The sequence below is a fragment of the Wenzhouxiangella sp. 15190 genome, from assembly GCF_003417465.1.
GTDB lineage: Bacteria > Pseudomonadota > Gammaproteobacteria > Xanthomonadales > Wenzhouxiangellaceae > Wenzhouxiangella.
Window position 1 is genome coordinate 17,469 of sequence record NZ_QVMV01000040.1, and the last position, 19,046, is coordinate 36,514.

A 19,046-nucleotide genomic window follows, 5' to 3' on the forward strand; every position below is an offset into this window, starting at 1 on the left:
CCGCATCAGCGGCATCACTTGTGCAGATGTTCCACCACGGCTTCGGCCAGCTTGCGGCTGATACCGCCGACGCGCACCAATTCGTCGACCCCGGCCTTGCGAATACCCTGCAAGCCGCCGAAGGCCTTGAGCAGGGCCTGACGGCGTTTCGGCCCCACCCCCGGAACCTGCTCCAGCGGCGAGGCCTGGGCGCGTTTGTGCCGTCGCTTGCGATGGCCGGCGATGGCGAAGCGATGCGCCTCGTCCCGGATCTGCTGGACCAGGTGTGAGGCCGGATGATGCGGCCCCGGCACGGCTTCACGCTCACCCATGATGAAGCGTTCGTGCCCGGCCCGGCGTGCGGGTCCCTTTGCCACGCCAAGCATCGGGAGGGCATCGAGCCCCAGTTCCTCGAAGACCTTGCGGGCGCGAGTGAGCTGGCCCTTTCCGCCGTCGATGATGACCAGATCCGGCAGGGTTTCGCCCTTTTCGAGCACGCGGGAGTAGCGGCGCCTGAGCACCTGCTCCATGGCGGCGTAGTCGTCACCGGGCGCTATGTCGCTGACATTGAAACGGCGATACTGCTTTTTCTCGGGTCCGCTCGGGCTGAAAACCACGCAGGAGCCAACCGTTTCGGTGCCGGAAATATGCGAAATATCGAAGCACTCCAGTCGCTCGGGCGGACTGGGCATTTCCAGCATCTCGGCCAGCGCGGCCAGGCCGCGGCCGACCTGGTCGCGCTCGGCCAGGCGGCGGCGCAGGGCATCACCGGCGTTGGCCGAAGCCAGGCGTACCCACTCGGCCCGCTGCCCCCGCAGCCGCCAGGCAAGCTCCACGCGTGCGCCGCGGCGTGAACCCAATGCCTCCTTCCACAGCGCGGCATCGACCGGTTCCCGGGAGAGCAGGATTTCGGCCGGCGGATTGCGATCAGCGTAGTACTGCCCCAGGAAGGCGCCCAGGATTTCGGCCTCCGACATGTCTGAATGCAGGTTGCCGGGAAAGTAGCTGCGCCCGCCCACGTTGCGCCCGTGGCGAAATTCCACCACGTGGAAGCAGGCCTTGCCCGCTTCGACGTGCATGCCGATGACGTCCGTCTCGCCACTACCGCCGGTCACGAACTGGTTGCCGCGCACGCGCTGCACCGCCTGGATGCGGTCGCGATAGGCCGCCGCTTTCTCGAATTCCTGCGCTTTCGAGGCCTGTTCCATGCGCTCGCCGAGATGCTCGATGACTTCATCGCTTCGCCCCTCGAGAAACTGAACGGCCGCGCGCACGTCGGCGGCATAGTCTTCCTTGCTGATGTAGCCCACGCAGGGCGCGCTGCAGCGATTGATCTGGTATTGCAGACAGGGTCGGGAGCGATTTTCGAACACGGTATCGCGGCACTGGCGCAGGCCGAATAGACGGTAAATCTGGTTGAGCGCCTCGCGTACGGCGCCAGCGCTGGAAAACGGTCCGAAGTAACGATGCGGCGGCTTGCGGCTGCCGCGGTAGAAACCGATGCGCGGATAGTCGTGCGCGGTCTCGAGCCGGATCCAGGGATAGCTCTTGTCGTCGCGCAAGTTGACGTTGAAGCGCGGCCGATACGCCTTGATCCACTCGTTCTCGAGCAGCAGCGCCTCGGCCTCGGTGCGGGTCAGGCTGATCTCCATGCTGTCGACCTTGCGCACCAGCAGGTTGAGCCGGGGGCCTAGGTCGCTGCGATTGAAATAGCTGGCTACCCGGCGGCGCAGATTCCGCGCCTTGCCGACATAGAGCACCTTCCCGTTCGGGTCGCGCATCAGGTAGACGCCGGGCCCGGTGCTGAGACTGCGGGCAAACGCTCGGCCGTCGAAGTCGCTCATTGCCGCGCCGTGCGCAGTTCCTCGACCAGGCGATCGGCGGCCACCTCGAGCATGTCGATGACCCGCTGGAAACCGTCCACGCCGCCATAGTACGGATCGGGCACTTCCTCGATGCCGTAGTCGGGCGCCAGACTCATGACCAGGTCGAGCCGGGTGCTGCTGTCGGCCGGGCGCCGGGCCCGGAGATCCTCGAGGTTGGATCGGTCCATGACGAATATGGCGTCGAAGCGCGAAAAGTCCTCGGGGATGACCACCCTCGCCCGCTCGGTGCTGATATCCAGTCCCCATTGCCGGGCAATTCGCTGGGCACGGGGATCGGGGGGACTGCCGACGTGATAGGCGGTGGTGCCGGCCGAGTCCGTCTCGACCGCCAGTTCCGCCCGGCGCAGTTTCCAGTCGAAAACCGCTTTCGCCGTGGGGCTCCGGCAAATATTACCGAGGCATACAAACAATATACTTTCCATGATCTTATATCGCTAATATAAACTTATACATTAACTGTTGGCGGGCTTATGTTGGCCGGAATCGCGCTGCCACTTCGGCCAGATCCTCCGGCGTATCGATGCCGGCGGGTACCGTTTCGACGGCCTGCGCACAGGCGATGAACCAGCCGGCCGTCAATGCCCGCAACTGTTCGAGCGATTCCAGGCGCTCCAGTTCCGATGCCGGCAGTGTCTGCCACTGTTCGAGCGCACGTGCACGATAGGCGTAAAGGCCCAGATGAGCCCGGGCGCCGGAGGCCGGCCAGCCACCCTCGCGCACGCAGGGAATCGGGCTGCGGGAGAAATACAACGCCCTGCCCGCCAGGTCGGCAACCAGTTTGACCACATTGGGATTGCGCCATTCGCCCTCGTCGCTCATCGAGCGCCAGAGCGTGGCCATTCGGGCCTGCGGTTGCGCGTGAAGCAATTCGGCCACCTGGCGCAGGCAGGCCGACGGCATTTCCGGTTCGTCGCCCTGGAGATTGACCACGATATCGTCGCCGCCGAGCCCGAGGATGGAGGCAGCCTCGGCCAGCCGGTCCGTGCCGGTACGATGATCCGGCCGGGTCATGACTACCTCGCCGCCGTCGGCGCGCACCAGCGCGGCCACTTCCTCGCTGTCGGTGGCGACATGAACGCCGGCCGCCCCGGCGCTGCGGGCGCGGTCACACACACGCAGAATCAGCGCACGACCGGCAACATCGGCCAGCGGCTTTCGCGGCAGGCGCGTGGAAGCCAGGCGCGCCGGAATCAGGACGTGGAAGTCACTCATGACGACTGGAATTCTCGCACATGCGCCAGTACGGCTTCGCGCACCGACGCCGGCAACGTCGCCTCGATCGGCAATACCCAGGTCTCGGGCAGCTCGTCCAGGTGCTCGAGCTTGACCGCGTCCTTCTCGGTCACGATCAGCGGTCCCGGAAAGCGGGACAGCTCGGCCGCCGTGAAGGCATGGTGGTCGGGAAACGGCCGGGGACGGAAACGGTAGCCCAGGGCCTCGAGCAACACGAAGAAACTGTCCGGATTGCCGATGGCGCACACGGCGTCGAACGGCTCCCGGGGCGGCATGGCCGCCTCGTCTTCCGGCGCAGAAAGTCGATAGGGTCGTCCGGGTGCGACGGCAAAGGGTGTGCCGAAAGCTTCCAGGTCACCATGCTCCCTTCCGGCCTCCTTGACGAGCACCTGGTCGATCGAGCTGAGGCGCTCGACCGGCTGCCGCAACGGACCGGCCGGCAGCAGATAACCGTTGCCCAGACCCCGCAGTCCGTCGATGACGCAGATTTCGTAACTCCTGGGCAGACGCGAGTGCTGCAGCCCATCGTCCGACAGCACCACGTCGGCGCCGCCGCCGATGGCGGCCGAGAGCGCGGCCCGACGGTCGCGGCAGACCCACACGGCACAACCGGCCCGGCGTGCCAGCAAGACCGGTTCATCACCGACGGATTCGGGATCACTCGATGGCGTGACCGCCCTGGGCGCCTCGCTGCCCTGCCCGCCGTAACCCCGGCTGATGACCGCCAGCGCATGCCCGGCGTGCTGGAGCATTTTCGCGAGTGCGGCAACAACCGGCGTCTTGCCGCTACCGCCGACGGTGATATTGCCGACCACGATCACCGGGCTTGGCGGTCGCTCCTTCGTCACCCGTGCGCGTCGGCCGGCCGCCGTGCGGTAGAAGGGTACGAGCGCTCGAAGCCACAGCGGCGGCCGCCGCTGCGAAAACCACAGCCCGGTCAGATAGTGCTCAAGCCGCGCCCTCACCGCCGGTCACGCACCGGCAAGCTGGAGCCGATGCAGGTAGCGATAGAGGCCGTCATCGCGCTCGAGCAATTCGGCGTGCGAACCGGACTCGACTTCCCGGCCATGATCGAGGACGACCACCTGATCGGCCATCTGCACCGTGGCCAGGCGATGCGCGATGACCAGGGTGGTCCGGTTTTCCATCAACTCCTCGAGGGCATCCTGCACGGCCTGCTCGGACTCCGCGTCGAGCGCTGAAGTCGCCTCGTCGAGGATCAGGATGGGCGCGTCCTTGAGGACGGCACGGGCGATGGCGATACGCTGACGCTGGCCGCCGGAAAGCAGGGAGCCGTCCTCGCCGATCGGTGTGTCCAGGCCCCGCGGCAGCCGCTCGATGAACTCCATGGCGTGGGCCGCACGCGCGGCGTCCTCGATCTGCCGGGGCGTGGCACTCGCCAGGCCGCCGTAAGCGATATTGCGGCCGATGGTGTCGTTGAACAGCACCACGTCCTGGCTGACCAGGGAGATATGGTCTCGCAGCGCCGACAGCTTGAAGTCGCGAATATCGACATCGTCGATCAGAATACGACCGGCGGCCGGCTGGTAGAACCGCGGCAGCAGCTTGACGATGGTGCTTTTGCCGGAACCCGACCGGCCGACCAGGGCCGTTACCTTGCCGGCGGGTATATGCAGGTCCAGATCGATCAGCGCGGAATCGCTGGCATCCGGATACGAGAAAGAAACGTTCTCGAACCGGATGTCGCCGCGCACATGTTCCGGCTCGTAGGAGCCGTCATCCGTCTCTCCCGGCGTGTCCACGACACGAAAGATGCTCTCGGCCGCGGCGACGCCACGTTCGATGGTCACGTGCATCTTGGTCAGGCGTTTGAGCGGCGGAATGGTGGCGGCCAGCGCGGCCAGGACCGACATGAAGATGCCGGCCGTCACCGTATCGCCCATCAAGTCACTGGCGGCGACGACCAGCAGCACAACCAGCGCCACACCGGCGGCCATCTGCACCAGCGAGGAGGAAAGCAGCTGCGTCCCGACCAGGCGCAAGTGCAGCTTTCGGTTGCTCTCGTTGATGCCCTGGAACTTGTCGCGCTCGTGTTGCTGTCCACCGAATACCTTGACGACCTGGTGTCCGTTGACGGCCTCCTCGGTGATATGGGTGACATCGCCCATGGAGTCCTGGATGTTGGTCGAGATACGCCGGAAATGACGGCTGATGATGTAGGCGATCACGGCGATGATCGGCAGCAGCAACAGCAGCGAGACGGTCAGGCGCCAGGACTGGATGAGCATCACGCCGAACAACGCGATCACGGTCATGACGTCGCGCGAGACGCCGATCAGGGCCTTGGTGGCCGCCTCGGCGACCTGCTCGGTGTTGTAGGTCAATCGCGAGATCATCTGGCCCGAGGATTCACGATCGAAGTACGCCGCGGGCAACTCCAGGTAGCGATCGAACAGCGCATTGCGCAGGTCGGCAATCAGTTTCCGTCCGACCCACTGCATGCCGAACTCCCCGCCGAAATTGCCGACGACCCGCAGGACCAGCGACAGGAACACCAGTGCCGGCAACACGTAATTGAATTCCGGGTTGGGGTTGGCGATGGTGTCGTCGATCAGCGGCCGCAGCAGGTAGAAGAACAAGCCCTGACCGGCCGCGTCCAGGCCCACCGCAAGCAACGCCAGGCCGAAGATCAGCCGGTGCTTGAGCACCATGCTCAGAAGGCGGCGATAAACTTGGCGGCCGGTCATGCTGGCCGGCGCATTCATTCGGATTCTCCTTCGACCGCCGCGATACTGACCCGGCGAATGCCCTCGGCCGCGGCCGAGTCGAGCACTCGGACCACCAGGCGGTGCGGTGCTTCACCGTCGGCGCGAACGACCAGAACGGCTTCGGGATTTTCCCCGAAGCGCTCGGCAATGGCGGCCTGAACGGTCGCCTGGCGCGTATCCACCAGCTCCTGGTCACCGACGAACAGCCGGCCTTCGTCCGTGACGATGAATTCGACCATTTCGGGCACGGTTTCCGACTCGGCCGTGCTCGCCTCGGGCAGGTTCAGGCGCAACAAGGCCTGGCGCTCGAAGGTGGTCGAGACCATGAAAAAGATCAGCAGGAGAAAGACCACGTCGATCAGCGACGTGAGATTGATTTCCGGCTCTTCGTTTTCTTCATGATGCTGCAGTTTCATGACCGGGTGCGTCAGCCGGCGGCCTGTGGGCGCTTGAGCTCGATGGTGTGCAGCAGTTCGAGTGCCTGCTGTTCCATATCGACCACGTAGGCGCGGACCAGTCCGCGGAAATAACGATAGAAGAAGTAGCTGGGAATGGCCACGGTCAGGCCCGCAGCCGTGGTAATCAGGGCCTGGGAGATACCGCCGGCCAGTTCGTTGGGATCGCCCACGCCGTGAAGCATGATGGCCGAGAAAACGTCGATCATTCCGATGACCGTGCCCAACAGCCCCAGCAACGGCGTAATACCCGCGATGGTGCCCAGGGTGTTGAGGAAACGCTCGAGCTCGTGCACCACGTGCCGCCCGGTATCCTCGACGGAATCCTTGATCACCTCACGCTCGCGGCGTCGGTTGATCAGTGCCGAGGCGAGCACACGGCCCAGCGCCGAAGAACGCTTGAGCTGCTCGATATGCTGGCGGTCGAGCTCGCGCTGCGCCGCCCATTGGAGTACCCGATCAAGGACGCCGGCTGGCAGCACCCGCTTGCGGCGCAGGTTCACGAAACGTTCGATAATGATGGCGGCAGCGATGATGGAGCAGGCCAGAATCGGCACCATCAGCCATCCACCCGCGATGACGATTTCAAGCATCTTTTAAGTCGGCCCCGACCTTCAACTTGTCCAACGCGCATGATAACGGGTTTGCCCAGTACTCGTCGCGTTGTAATCAGGAGACTGCCGGTCAGGTGGCGGGATATTCAGGGGCAGCCCCGGCGCGGCTTCCAGAAACGTTGACTGCGCGTGGCCATCGATTCGAACTGCACCGGCACGCCCGGCCGCAACCGGATGCGTACCGCGCCGCATCGGCCGGTCGTTACCCGGTTGATTTCCCTTGATGCCAGCCGACCACGGGTTTCATCGTGAACCCGGCCGAAGCGGTCGTGGCGAGCGACGGAGGCAACGGCAACGTCGGGAGCGACCGCCGAGAGAAAGGCCGCACTGCTGCCGTCGCGATGCCCGCCGGCGGGCAACTGCAGCACGTCCGACGGCGGCCCGCCCCATTCGGCCACCAGCCGGGCCTCGACATCGGCATCGATTCCTCCGGTCAACAGCAGGCTGCCGCCGGGGCCGGTGACATGCAGGACACAGGATGAATTACCGCCGAGATCCGGCAATGCGACGCTGGGATGGAGAAAACGGAAACGCCAGGGACCGGAGCGCCACGCCTCGCCGGCGACACACGGCCGGGCGTTCTCGATACCACTGCCGTAAACGAGCATATCCGCATCGACCACCGACGCCAGTCCACCCGAATGGCCGCGATGATCGTGAGAAACGACGACCCGGTCGACCGAGCCGAGATCGAGCCGTCGCCGCGCATCCGGCAGGATGCCCGAGATCGCGTCACCGCCTTCGCCATCCCCGGGGCCGGTATCGTAGAGCAGGACTTCGTCGGCACTTCGCACGACCACGGCAAGGCCGTTGCCCACGTCCAGGAACCAGGCTTCCAGCTCGTCGGGCTCGAGCGCTGCACGAGCCGGCCACAGCAGCGGCAGCAAAAGCACGGCTCCCAGACCCCGTGCCGGCCAACCCGGCGGTGCAATCAACCAGACAGCACCCGCCGCGGCGGACAGCAGCGCCCATTTCGACCCACCCGCCAGCGGAACGTGAGCGATCGACAAGCCATGGACCCACTCGAGAAAGCCCAGCAGGATGCCCAGGCCGCCCCCGGCAATGGCACCTGCGGGACTGGCCGGAAAGCCGGCCAGAATCGTGACCACGTCGAGCAACAGCGCCGGCAGCACCACCAGTCCCATGAGGGGAATGGCCACGAGGTTCGCCAGGAAGGCGCCGGGAACCCATTGGCCGAACAGTCCGACATTCAGCGGCAGCAGGCCGATCATCAGCACCACCTGCGCGCGTACCAGCCCGGTCAGCCACTGACCCGGCCTCGACGGACGCCAGGCAAAGGCCAAAAGCAGTACGGCCACCGCCGCGAAGGAAAGCCAGAAGCCCATCGACAAGGGCGACAGCGGATCGAACAGGAGAACGGCGAGCAGGGCCAGTAGCAACGCCCGCCCCGGCGCGACGGCACGACGGCCCAGCAGCGCAATGGCCAGGACGGCCAGCATGACCAGTGCACGCTGGGTCGGCAGCGTGAATCCGGCCAGGCCCGCATAGCCCAGCGCGATCGCCAAACCGACCGCCATGCCGATCCTGCGACGATCGGCCCGTGCGGCGAAAAGCGCCAGCGGCGCGCACAGCCAGCCTGCGAGCAGACCGGCCAGGCCGGCCACCATGCCGATGTGCAAGCCGGAGATCGCCAACAGGTGCGCCGTTCCCGTCTGCCGCAGAAGCTCGGACAGTTCGGGGCGCATCCCGGAACGGTCGGCGACACCCAGCGCCCGCTTCAATGCGGCAACATCCTGGTCGACGGTCTCTGATTGGAGGATGTCCGAGACCCTTTGGCGCTGCTTATCCAGCCAGTGCCCGCCGGGACCTTCGGCCAGCAGTTCAGGCCGGCCCCGTACACGGCCCATGGCACCGATTCGCCTGGCCAGCAAGTAGCGCTCGTAGTCGAAGCCGCCCGGATTGTCCCGGCCGGCCGGCGGCGTCAGTCGCAGGTTCATGCGCCATCGGCTGCCCGGCTCGAGTCGGCGAAACGGGCGATACCAGCGCACACGAATGCGCTCGGGAAGACCCTGTGGACTGGCCTCGCCGTCGACGGCGAGCGTGAATTGCACGCTTTGCCCGGAGCGCTGCGGCAACGCCGTGATGGTGCCGACCACGGTGGCCTCCTCGCCGGCGCGGGCATCGGGCCACTGTTGATCGAGCTGCCATTGCGCACTGCCCAGGAACCACAAAGCCCCCAGCAGAAAAACGGCCGGAAGGCGCGTGACGGAGAAGGCGCACAGGATGCCGGCGACTGCGGCAAGCGACAGCAGGACAGCAGGGCCGGGAAGCGACGGCAGCCAGGAGGCGAGAAGGCAGCCGCCGACAAAGGCCAGTGCCAGACGCCCGCCCCCGCCGCCCATGATCAGTCGATGGGCACGAGCTGACCGCCGGTCATCTCCAGTCGCCGATCCATTCGGCCAGCCAGCTGCGGGTCATGAGTGACGAGAACGACGCTGGTCCGGAATTCACGATTGAGTTCGAGCATCAACTCGTAGACATGCTCGGCATTGCGCTCGTCGAGGTTGCCCGTCGGCTCGTCGCCGAGCACGCAGTCGGGGCGGTTGATGAGCGCCCTCGCCACCGCGGCCCGCTGACGTTCGCCGCCGGACAACTCTCCGGGCTTGTGTGTCAGCCGTTCCCCCAGCCCCACGCGTTCGAGCAGGGCCGTCGCTTCGGCCTGTGCGGCCGCGGCGGTTCGACCGGCGATCAGCAGCGGCATGGCAACGTTCTCGAGTGCCGTGAATTCCGGCAACAGGTGGTGGAACTGGTAGACGAAACCGAGATGGCGGTTGCGGAGGGCCGCCCGGCGGGCTTCGTCGGCCCGGGCCATGTTCTCGCCGGCGACCTCCACCACGCCGGCGGTCGGCTTGTCCAGTCCGCCGAGCAAATGCAGCAGCGTGCTCTTGCCGACACCGGACGCGCCCAGGATGGCAACCTGCTCGCCGGCCCGGATCTCGAGATCCACACCGGTCAGCACTTTCAGCTCCGTCGGCCCCTGCACGAATGTCCGGACCAGGCCCTGCGTGCGGATAATGACATCACTCATGGCGCAGTGCCTCCACCGGTTCCGTGCGTGCGGCCCGCCAGGCGGGATAGATCGTCGACAGCAGCGACAGCACGAGGGCGACCGAACCGAACTTGATCACGTCCGCCCAGCGCAGTTCGGAAGGCAGGTCACTGATGTAGTAGACCTCGGCGGAGAGGAAATCCGTGCTCAGGAACTGCTCGAGCCAGGCGACCAGCTGTTCGACATTCAGGGCCAGGGCGACGCCCGCGACGATCCCCAGCAACGTGCCGATGACGCCGATCAGCGAACCCTGGACCATGAAGATGGCCATGATCTTCCTCGGACCCAGGCCCATGGTCTTGAGAATGGCGATGTCGGCCTGCTTGTCGGTCACCACCATCACCAGGGTGGAAATGATATTGAAGGCCGCCACGGCGATGATCAGTGAAAGGATGATGAACATGACGGTCTTTTCGGTGCGCACGGCGCGGAAGAAGTTGGCATGCTGCTGGGTCCAGTCCCGTACGCTGTGCGCCCCACCGAGCTGATCGCTCAGTTCCCAGGCGATCGAACGCGCCTGCATCATGTCATCGAACTTCAAGCGGATGCCGCTGACCTGCTCGCTGAGCCGGAACAGGCGCTGTGCGTCGCGGAAGTGGATAACGGCCAGTGCGGTGTCGTACTGCTGAACGCCGGCCTCGAAGATACCGGCCACCTCGAAGCGACGCACCTGCGGCACCACGCCGGCCGGGGTGGCTCGAATTTCGGGCGCGAAGATGGTGACCGAATCCCCCTCGCGCACACCGAGTCGGGCGGCCAGGCCGCCGCCGAGTATGACGCGCCACTCGCCCGGCACCAGGGCATCGAGATCCTCGTGTCGCATCAGTTCGCCGATGTCGGAGACCATCGGCTCGAGCCCGGGATCGATGCCGCGGACCTGGGCGCCGGCCGTTCCCCGCCCCTTGATCAGGGTCTCCTGCTCCACATACGGTGCGGCCCCGACCACGGAGGGATGGGCCTGCACCTGTTCGAGCAGCGACTCCCAGTCAGACAAGCGGCGCTCGGCACCTTCGATGGTGGCATGTGAAATCATGCCCAGAATGCGCTCACGCAATTCCTGCTCGAAGCCGTTCATAACGCTCAGCACGGTGATCAGCACCATCACGCCCAGGGCGATGCCGCCCATGGATACGAGCGAAATGAAGGAGATGAAATGGTTGCGCCGCTTCGCGCGCAAGTAGCGCAGGCCGACGAAAATGCTCAAAGGTTGGTACATTCGCTAGCGGATTCCTGTCTCAGGCTGAGCGCGTGCCTGAACGAAGTCGCTCAAGCACGGCGGTGAGCTCGTCGGGCAGCGGTGCCGAAAAGACTTGCTCCGACGGCCAGGGCAGCTTCAGACAATGCGCATGGAGAAACAGCCGCTTGAGGCCGGGCGGAGCCGGATGCTGATTGTACCGCTCGTCCCCGGCCAGCGGGTGATCAATGCTGGCGGCGTGGGCCCGAATCTGGTGCGTGCGCCCCGTCTCGATACGCACCTCGACGTAACTGTATCCACCGACGCGCTCGAGCAACTCAAAATGACTCACCGCCGACTGTCCGTCCTCTGCGGCGATGATCCGGCGTTGACCACTGGCATCACGAATCTTTTTCAGGGGGGTGGTCACCGTTACCTTTGCCTCTGCGAGCTCGCCCGTCAACAGGGCCAGGTAGCGTTTCTCCACGGCCTGGCCCGAGAAGGCCCTCTGCAGTTCACGCGCGGCCCGGTGATTGCGAGCGACGACCAGAACACCGCTGGTCGCCCGGTCGATGCGATGCACGGGCCGGTATCCCTCGCCCATTCTGGCGAGAACATCAATCAGCCCCCATTGCAGGCCGCTGCCGCTCTGAACGGCCACGCCGGCGGGCTTGTCGAGAACGATGAATTGATCGTTCTGCTCGATGATGCACTCGCGAATGCGATCGATCATGCCTTCGGGCACTCGGCGATCCTCCGGCGCCCTCGACGAGACGGGCGGAATCCGCACCTCGTCGCCGGCCTCGAGCTTCTTCATGGGTTTGGCGCGCCGGCCGTTGATCCGAACCTGCCCGGTGCGTACCAGGCGGTAGACCAGGCCGCGGGGTACCGAGCCCAGTTCCGACATCAGGAAATTGTCCAGTCGCTGGCCGGAACGGTCATCGCTGACGGTAACGTGCCGCACGCTGCGCCCCTGGTTCCTGTCATGCATAAAAGCGCCTGCCTTCGGGCGTTTCACGGTGGATGACCGCTATCGTTGCCAAGCGATCGATGATAAACTATGCGTGTCAGGCGCATGCGGGGTCCCGCGCGGTCTTTTGATCGACCGCAGTTCATACTCGGTACCCGCGTGAACCCGATCGCGGATGCTGACACATCTGTCAATTCCGATACAAGCGGCGTTGGCAAGGCCGGATACGGGCCACGTTGCATTCGCCACCGGAACCATTTGCTCAACTCCCGGCCGGCAAAGGCAGACCGGGAGCCGTCCACTCAAGGACAACATCGAATTGCACGACGACCCGGATCGAACCGGTCCGGTCGCGGCAGATGAAAACGCGTGCCGCCGATGTCCGAATCACTCGGAGACAGCCGGCGGCCGGAAACGAAGAATATGCGCCCCGGATCGACCGATGCACGGTCTCCGGGTGTGGTGTCAGATATTGCAGGCCTGCGCCTCGCGCGGCCGCATGGAAACCAGGCAGCGTCGCGTAGTTCGTGGCGCCTCGAGAAAATGCCCGGGCGAGAATGCCCGGCGACAATCGATTTAGGCTGGTTTACCCGCTCGGCCCCGAGTCCCGGGGCAAGGCGAAGTCCGGCACCACCCGCCCGAAGACCGTTACCCGTGGCGGTCGGGGGCGCCGGAGGAACAACAATGAAACGCATGCTGATCAACGCAACTCAGCCCGAAGAGTTGCGAGTGGCCATTGCCGATGGCCAGACCCTGCTCGACCTCGATATCGAGGTGCCTGCCCAGGAGCAGAAGAAGTCCAACATCTACAAGGGCCGCATCACGCGGGTGGAACCGAGCCTCGACGCCTGTTTCGTCGAGTTCGGGTCCGAGCGGCACGGTTTCCTGTCCATGAAGGAAATCAGCCGTGAATACTTCAGTGATGCCGCCGTCAAGACGCTGGAATCCGGAGAGCGCGTCGAGATCAAGGATGCCGTCCAGGGCGGCCAGGAAGTCATCGTCCAGGTCGACAAGGAAGAGCGCGGCACCAAGGGTGCGGCGCTGACCACCTTCGTTTCCCTGGCCGGGCGCTATCTGGTCCTGATGCCGAACAATCCGCGGGCCGGCGGCGTGTCGCGCCAGATCACGCGCGACGAGCGCAAGGAGCTTCTCGATACGCTCAAGGAAATCGAGATCCCCAACGGCATGGGCTGTATCGTGCGCACGGCCGGCGTGGGACGCGAGCGCGAAGAATTGCAGTGGGACCTCGATTACCTGCTCAAGCTGTGGAGCGCGATCCAGGAAGCGGCCAGCAGCAAGAAGGCGCCCTTCCTGATCTATCAGGAAAGCAACCTGATCATTCGCGCGTTGCGCGACTACCTGCGCGACGACATCGGCGAAATCCTCATCGATGACGAAAAGGTCTTCGAGGATGCACGCGAGTTCATGCAGCAGGTGATGCCGCATAACCTGCGCAAGCTCAAGCTCTACCGTGACGATACGCCCCTGTTCTCGCGCTACCAGATCGAAAGTCAGATCGAATCCGCGTTCGCGCGCGAAGTGCGCCTGCCGTCCGGCGGCGCGGTCGTCATCGATCACACCGAGGCCCTGCTGTCGATCGACATCAACTCGGCGCGCGCGACCAAGGGTGCCGACATCGAGGAAACGGCACTTCAGACCAACCTCGAGTCGGCCGACGAGATTGCCCGCCAGTTGCGGATAAGGGATCTGGGTGGCCTGATCGTCATCGATTTCATCGACATGATGAGCAAGGACGCCCAGCGACAGGTCGAGAACCGCCTGCGTGAAGCCATGCGAATGGACAAGGCGCGCGTGCAGATCGGGCGCATCTCGCGGTTCGGCCTGCTCGAGATGTCGCGCCAGCGCCTGCGACCCTCCCTGGGCGAATCGAGTTACACCACCTGCCCGCGTTGCGACGGCTACGGCGCGATTCGCTCGATCGAGTCGCTCGCGCTGTCCATCCTGCGACTGGCCGAAGAAGAATCCATGAAGGAACACACGTCGCGGGTGATCGTCCAGGCGCCGATCGAAGTGGCGAATTTCCTGCTCAACGAAAAGCGCCAGGCTGCCGAAGAGATCGAGGAACGCACCAAGGTTGGTATCACCATCGTGGCCAACCGCTGGATCGAAACACCTCGTTTCGAAATCCAGCGGCTACGCACCAGCGAATCCGTCGATGAGCCCAGTTACGCCCTGGCCAGCGGCGAGGAAGCCGAATCGTTGCCCGCACAGGCCGAAGCCCAGCCCGGGCCGGCACCCGAGCCGGCGGCGGTCAGCGGCATCCAGCGAAGCGGGCCGGCTCCGGCCCCGGCACGCAAGCCCGGGGGTTTCCTGGCGTGGCTGAAGTCCTTGTTCGGTGGACTGTCCGGGAACGACGAGGACCAGCACAAGGAGCGCAAATCCGGCCGACCGCACCCGCAAAAGCACGGTGGCAAACGCCCGGACAAGGCCGTGGACAAATCGCATCGTCACCAGGGGAAGCCCGGCGGCAAGAAGAAGAAAAGCCAGTCGCGCGGCAAGAAGAAAAAGACCGGCGGGAAGCCGTCTGATGGAAAGCCGGGTGACCAGAAGCCGGCCGAAGCGGGCAACGAGCCCGACGGCGGCAGCAAAAAGAAGAAGAAGCGCCGTCGTCGCGGCGGCAAAAAACGTCGCGGTCGTTCCGACAACAGGAATCAGGGCCAGGATCAGGGCCAGAACAAGAGCGAGGACCAGGGCAACAAGTCCGAACAGAAATCCGAGCCCGAAAAGCCGGACAACAAGCCCGGCCCGAAACCCGAGCAGAAACCGGATCAAAAGCCCGATCCAGAATCCGCGCAGAAGCCGGATCGGAAACCCGACCCGGAATCCGGGCAGAAACCGGACCAGAAGCCGGAGCATGAATCGGATTCACGGTCACAAAAGCCTGATCCGAAGCCCGACACGAAACCTCAATCGAAGCCCGAGGAGCCGACCCGTCAGGCATCGGATCAGGAATCGAAAACGGCTCCGGAGAGGCATTCCGGGCAAGCAGCCGAGCCAAAGCCGGAGCCCAGGAGCGAGCCGAAGCAGGAAGAGAGTCGAGAACGTTCTCCGGACGGCGAACGTGATCAATCGTCGGACGGCTCGAAAGAAAAGCGGGATGACAAGCGCAAGGACAAATCGGGCGCGATTCCCGAAGGCGGTGGCATCTACCGCCTCAAGGATGATGACTGATCGAGCGTAATTCCTTCGTTCGGGGCCGCACCGCGGCCCCGAACCTGCCTGGCTCAGACTTCCGAAACCAGCCCGTGACGCAGCGCCATGCGCAGCAGTTCGACCTCGCTGCCGACGTCGATCTTGTCGTAGATCCGGTACTTGTAGGTCGCCACCGTCTTGGGGCTGAGGTTGAGCACTTCACCGATGGACTGCATCTTCATGCCCTGCGTCAACATCAGGGCGATTTCGAGTTCGCGTCCGGTCAGTTCCTGGAAGGGCGACTGGGGCGTTCCCGGCAGTAGTGAAATCGCCAGTTGCTGCGAGATATCGGCACCGATGTAGCGCTCGCCCTGAGAAACCTTGCGTACCGCGCGCAGCAGCTCTCCGGCATCGCAGGCCTTGGTCAGGTATCCCGATGCACCGGAATCGAGCAGACGCGCCGGCAGCGGCGGCTCGCTGTGGGCAGTCAGCACGATCACTTGCGTATCGGGTTGCGCCTTGAGAATTCGCTCGGTCGTCTCGAGCCCGGAAAGACCCGGCAGGCCCACGTCCATGAGAATCAGGTCGGGTTCGAGCTTGCGCGCGAGCCGGATGGCGTCTTCTCCGGTCGATGCCTCCCCGACCACTTCCAGACCGGCTTCCCCGGCAAGAATGTTCTTAAGCCCCGTTCTGACCAGATCGTGGTCGTCGACAATCAGAATATCGGTCAATTAGCTGTCCCCGTGTTGTATACCCTCTCCCACGAATTACACTAACGCAAATTGATGTGTGAGTGAAGAACGTTTGCGCGGCACAGCAAACACGGCCTGAAAGCAACCGATCGAGGCATAACTGCAAGATGCAGGATTCGACGACAGATCACACCGGGGAACAGGCTCGACCCTTGTTGGTCGCATTGACCGGCGGAGTGGCCAGCGGCAAGACGAGCGTTTCCGATCGACTTTCCGAAAAAGGCGTGCCGGTCGTGGACACCGACCTGCTCGCCCGCGAGGCGGTTGCGCCCGGGAGCCCTGGCCTGAGTGCAGTCGTGGACGCGTTCGGGCCCGAAATTCTCGACGAAGCGGGCAGTCTCGACCGGCGGGCGCTACGGGAACGCATTTTCGCCCACCCCGAACAGCGCGAGACACTGGAAGCCATCCTGCACCCACTCATCGAACGCGAGGCGCGCCGCCAGATCGAGCGGCACGAAGACGCCGACTACGTTGTGCTGGTGGTTCCGCTACTGATTGAATCGGGGTTGTTCAAGGACGCAGACCGAATCGTCGTCGTCGATGTGCCGGAGTCCGTTCAAATCGAGCGCCTGCTCGAGCGCGACGGTGTCGAGCCGGAACAGGCGGAAGCCATGCTGTCAGCACAGGCAAGCCGTTCCGAACGGCTGGCCGTAGCCACGGACGTTATCGACAACAGCGGATCGTTCGACGAACTCGTTCAGGCCACCGACGAACTGCATGAACGCCTGGGCGCGCTCAGTCGTCGTCGCTCGCGTTCGCCTCGAAGGCCTTGACGAGTTCGGTCTGTTCGCCGGCCGGCACGGCTTCGTAGTGCGAGAAAGACATGGTGTAACGCCCTTCCCCACCGGTCAGGCTCTTGAGTTCGCTGGGAAATTCCGCCAGCACCGAAAGCGGCACGGCGGCCGAGACACTCGCCATGCCGCCACTCAGGCTGTCGGTGCCCTGAATCCTTGCCCGCTTGGATGCGAGCGCCCCGGTTACATCACCCATTGAGTCGTCGGGAACGGTGACTTCCAGTTCGACCACGGGCTCGAGTACCTGCGGACCGGCATTGCGCACGGCGTCGAGAAAAGCCTTGCGGCCGGCAATCACGAAGGCCACCTCTTTCGAATCGACGGGATGGTGCTTGCCGTCGTAGACCACGGCCTCGACATCCTGCAGCGGAAAACCGGCGATCGCGCCCTCGTCGAGCAACTGGCGCACACCTTTCTCCACGGCGGGAATCAGACTGGAAGGGATGGCACCGCCGACGACTTCCGAACGGAACACGAAGCCTTCGCCTCGTCCCAGCGGCCGTACCCGCATGAAGACTTCGCCGAACTGGCCGGCACCGCCCGTTTGTTTCTTGTGGCGATAGTGCCCTTCCGCTGGCCGGGTAATGGTTTCTCGGTAGGCGACACGCGGATTACGGGTCTCGACATCCACGTTGTAACGCTGCTTCATGCGCTCGAGCATCACGCGCAGATGCATCTCCCCGAGACCACGAACAACCGTCTCGTTGAGTTCCTGGTTGTGCTCGACAACAAAACACGGATCTTCTTCGGCCAACCGTGCCAGCGACGACGCCAGCTTCTGCTCGTTGCCGCGACTCGTCACCTCCACCGCCAGGCCGAACATCGGCTTCGGAAAATCGATGGGCTTGAGGTAGTAGTGATCTTCGTCGTGGCTGTCGTGCAGTATGTCGTCGTAATGAATTTCCTCGACCTTGCCCAGGGCACAAATATCACCGGGAACGGCTTCGTCGATCTCGATATGTTCCTTGCCCTGGATACGGTACAGATGGGCGGCCTTGATCGGCTTGCGGTTTTCGCCGACGTAGAGCTGTGTGTCGGGTCGCACCGTACCCTGATAGATACGAAAGATGCTGAGCTTACCTGCAAACGGATCATTGCTGACCTTGAATACATGCGCCAGCACGTGGTCGTCGGGCTGCAGGCTGGCCGTAACGCGTTCGCCGTCCGGACCCTTGCGAAACGGCGGCGGATTGCCCTCCAGCGGGCTCGGGAACAAGTGGCGACACAGGCGCAGGAATTCGCCGCAGCCGGCGCCCGTCAACGCCGAAGTAAAGCAGATCGGTACCAGGTGACCCTGGCGCAGTGCCTGTTCGAAAGCGTCGTGAAGCAACTGCGGGTCGATCTCCTCACCATCGAGGTAGCGCGCCATCAGCGCTTCGTCCACTTCCACGACCTGGTCGACGATTTCGGTGTGAGCCTCGGCCACCGAGGAGATATCGGTGTCGCCATCGCTCTTGAAGAAACAGTCACGGACGGTGGCACCGTCATCGGCCGGCAGGTTTATGGGCAGGCACTGTGCGCCGAATTCCTCGCGGATGTCGCTGAGCAGTTGCTCGAGATCGGCGCCCTCGGCATCCATTCGATTGATGACGATGACACGGCATCGCTTTCGCTGGCGAGCCCGCCGCATCAACCGCCGGGTCGACATCTCGATGCCGGCTGTCGCATTGACGACGATCGCCGCCGTCTCCGCCGCGCCCATCGCTGCCAGGGCCTGCCCGCGAAAATCCGGATCTCCGGGTGTGTCGAGCAGATTGACATGAGCCCCCTCGAAGACAAGCGAGGCGATGGCCGAATTCAGCGAGTGCTGGTGCTCCTTCTCGAGCGGATCAAAATCAAAGACCGTTGTACCCCGCTCGAGGGAGCCGGGTTCACCCAGAACGCCCGCCTTGACCAACAGCATCTCCGCGAGAGATGTCTTGCCCGAACCTCCGTGACCCAGCAGGGCCACGTTCCGTATAGCGCCGGTGTCGCGCTCCGCCATGCGAGTCTCCTTGAAGCGGCAGGTGTTGATGCATCCTAATTCAGCAACGAGTCAATCGGCAAATGCCGGGCCAATGGTTGGCCAGTTGCCCCGGGCAAGCTGGCGTCGCCGAACTACACCCGCCTGCACCACAGGATGATCACGGGTGGTTCATCGATCCCGCTGTCGGCAGGCCAGTTTGCGCCACCGACCGCGGTGCGGGCTTCGACACGTCAAAATATATTCCGCCCGCCTGCTCCGCAGGCTGATGGCG

The 19,046-nt window shown here is 64.3% G+C and carries 15 protein-coding genes; 2 read left to right on the forward strand and 13 right to left on the reverse strand.

The genetic code is table 11. The features are described 5' to 3' along the window. Positions 1-14: 14 nt before the first annotated feature. From uvrC to DZK26_RS10670, 11 genes are all read right to left on the reverse strand, one after another. Positions 15-1,823, reverse strand: a complete 1,809-nt coding sequence (uvrC, locus tag DZK26_RS10620; protein WP_116897433.1) for an excinuclease ABC subunit UvrC — start codon at positions 1,821-1,823, stop codon at positions 15-17. Then, on the reverse strand, positions 1,820-2,287 hold the full coding sequence (locus DZK26_RS10625) for a low molecular weight protein-tyrosine-phosphatase (protein WP_116897434.1): 468 nt from the start codon (positions 2,285-2,287) through the stop codon (positions 1,820-1,822). The genes uvrC and DZK26_RS10625 overlap by 4 nt, the downstream gene beginning before the upstream one ends. A 46-nt stretch (positions 2,288-2,333) precedes the next feature. Further along, a complete protein-coding gene (gene kdsB, locus DZK26_RS10630; RefSeq protein WP_116897435.1) occupies positions 2,334-3,077 on the reverse strand; it encodes a 3-deoxy-manno-octulosonate cytidylyltransferase in 744 nt (247 codons plus the stop codon). Continuing rightward, positions 3,074-4,063, reverse strand: coding sequence for a tetraacyldisaccharide 4'-kinase (lpxK, locus tag DZK26_RS10635; RefSeq protein ID WP_116897436.1), 990 nt, complete (start codon positions 4,061-4,063; stop codon positions 3,074-3,076). The genes kdsB and lpxK overlap by 4 nt, the downstream gene beginning before the upstream one ends. A gap of 6 nt (positions 4,064-4,069) precedes the next feature. Beyond that, positions 4,070-5,824: a lipid A export permease/ATP-binding protein MsbA gene (msbA, locus tag DZK26_RS10640; protein WP_116897437.1), complete on the reverse strand. Its 1,755-nt coding sequence runs from the start codon at positions 5,822-5,824 to the stop codon at positions 4,070-4,072. Further along, entirely contained in the window at positions 5,821-6,243 is a 423-nt protein-coding gene (locus DZK26_RS10645; RefSeq protein ID WP_116897438.1) for a biopolymer transporter ExbD, read from the reverse strand. The genes msbA and DZK26_RS10645 overlap by 4 nt, the downstream gene beginning before the upstream one ends. Positions 6,244-6,254: 11 nt before the next feature. Continuing rightward, a complete protein-coding gene (locus tag DZK26_RS10650; protein WP_116897439.1) occupies positions 6,255-6,875 on the reverse strand; it encodes a MotA/TolQ/ExbB proton channel family protein in 621 nt (206 codons plus the stop codon). A 107-nt stretch (positions 6,876-6,982) separates the two neighbouring features. Continuing rightward, entirely contained in the window at positions 6,983-9,259 is a 2,277-nt protein-coding gene (locus DZK26_RS10655) for a DNA internalization-related competence protein ComEC/Rec2 (RefSeq protein WP_116897440.1), read from the reverse strand. A gap of 2 nt (positions 9,260-9,261) precedes the next feature. Further along, positions 9,262-9,945, reverse strand: coding sequence for a lipoprotein-releasing ABC transporter ATP-binding protein LolD (lolD, locus tag DZK26_RS10660; protein WP_116897441.1), 684 nt, complete (start codon positions 9,943-9,945; stop codon positions 9,262-9,264). After that, positions 9,938-11,182, reverse strand: coding sequence for a lipoprotein-releasing ABC transporter permease subunit (locus DZK26_RS10665; RefSeq protein ID WP_116897442.1), 1,245 nt, complete (start codon positions 11,180-11,182; stop codon positions 9,938-9,940). The genes lolD and DZK26_RS10665 overlap by 8 nt, the downstream gene beginning before the upstream one ends. A gap of 19 nt (positions 11,183-11,201) precedes the next feature. Then, positions 11,202-12,131: an RluA family pseudouridine synthase gene (locus tag DZK26_RS10670; protein ID WP_116897443.1), complete on the reverse strand. Its 930-nt coding sequence runs from the start codon at positions 12,129-12,131 to the stop codon at positions 11,202-11,204. Positions 12,132-12,794: 663 nt separating this feature from the next. Here DZK26_RS10670 and DZK26_RS10675 point away from each other — a divergent pair. Then, entirely contained in the window at positions 12,795-15,302 is a 2,508-nt protein-coding gene (locus DZK26_RS10675; RefSeq protein WP_258870823.1) for an Rne/Rng family ribonuclease, read from the forward strand. A 53-nt stretch (positions 15,303-15,355) separates the two neighbouring features. On the opposite strand, the gene DZK26_RS10680 is transcribed toward DZK26_RS10675, so the two are convergent. Beyond that, positions 15,356-15,994, reverse strand: coding sequence for a response regulator (locus DZK26_RS10680; protein WP_116897445.1), 639 nt, complete (start codon positions 15,992-15,994; stop codon positions 15,356-15,358). A gap of 128 nt (positions 15,995-16,122) precedes the next feature. Here DZK26_RS10680 and coaE point away from each other — a divergent pair, with 128 nt between their 5' ends. Then, on the forward strand, positions 16,123-16,788 hold the full coding sequence (gene coaE / locus DZK26_RS10685; RefSeq protein ID WP_116897446.1) for a dephospho-CoA kinase: 666 nt from the start codon (positions 16,123-16,125) through the stop codon (positions 16,786-16,788). Here coaE and fusA read toward each other — a convergent pair. Then, positions 16,751-18,793 carry an elongation factor G gene (gene fusA / locus DZK26_RS10690; protein ID WP_116897447.1) on the reverse strand — a complete coding sequence of 681 codons (2,043 nt, stop codon included), beginning with the start codon at positions 18,791-18,793 and terminating at the stop codon, positions 16,751-16,753. The two genes, coaE and fusA, sit on opposite strands and share 38 nt — an antisense overlap. Positions 18,794-19,046 lie beyond the last annotated feature (253 nt).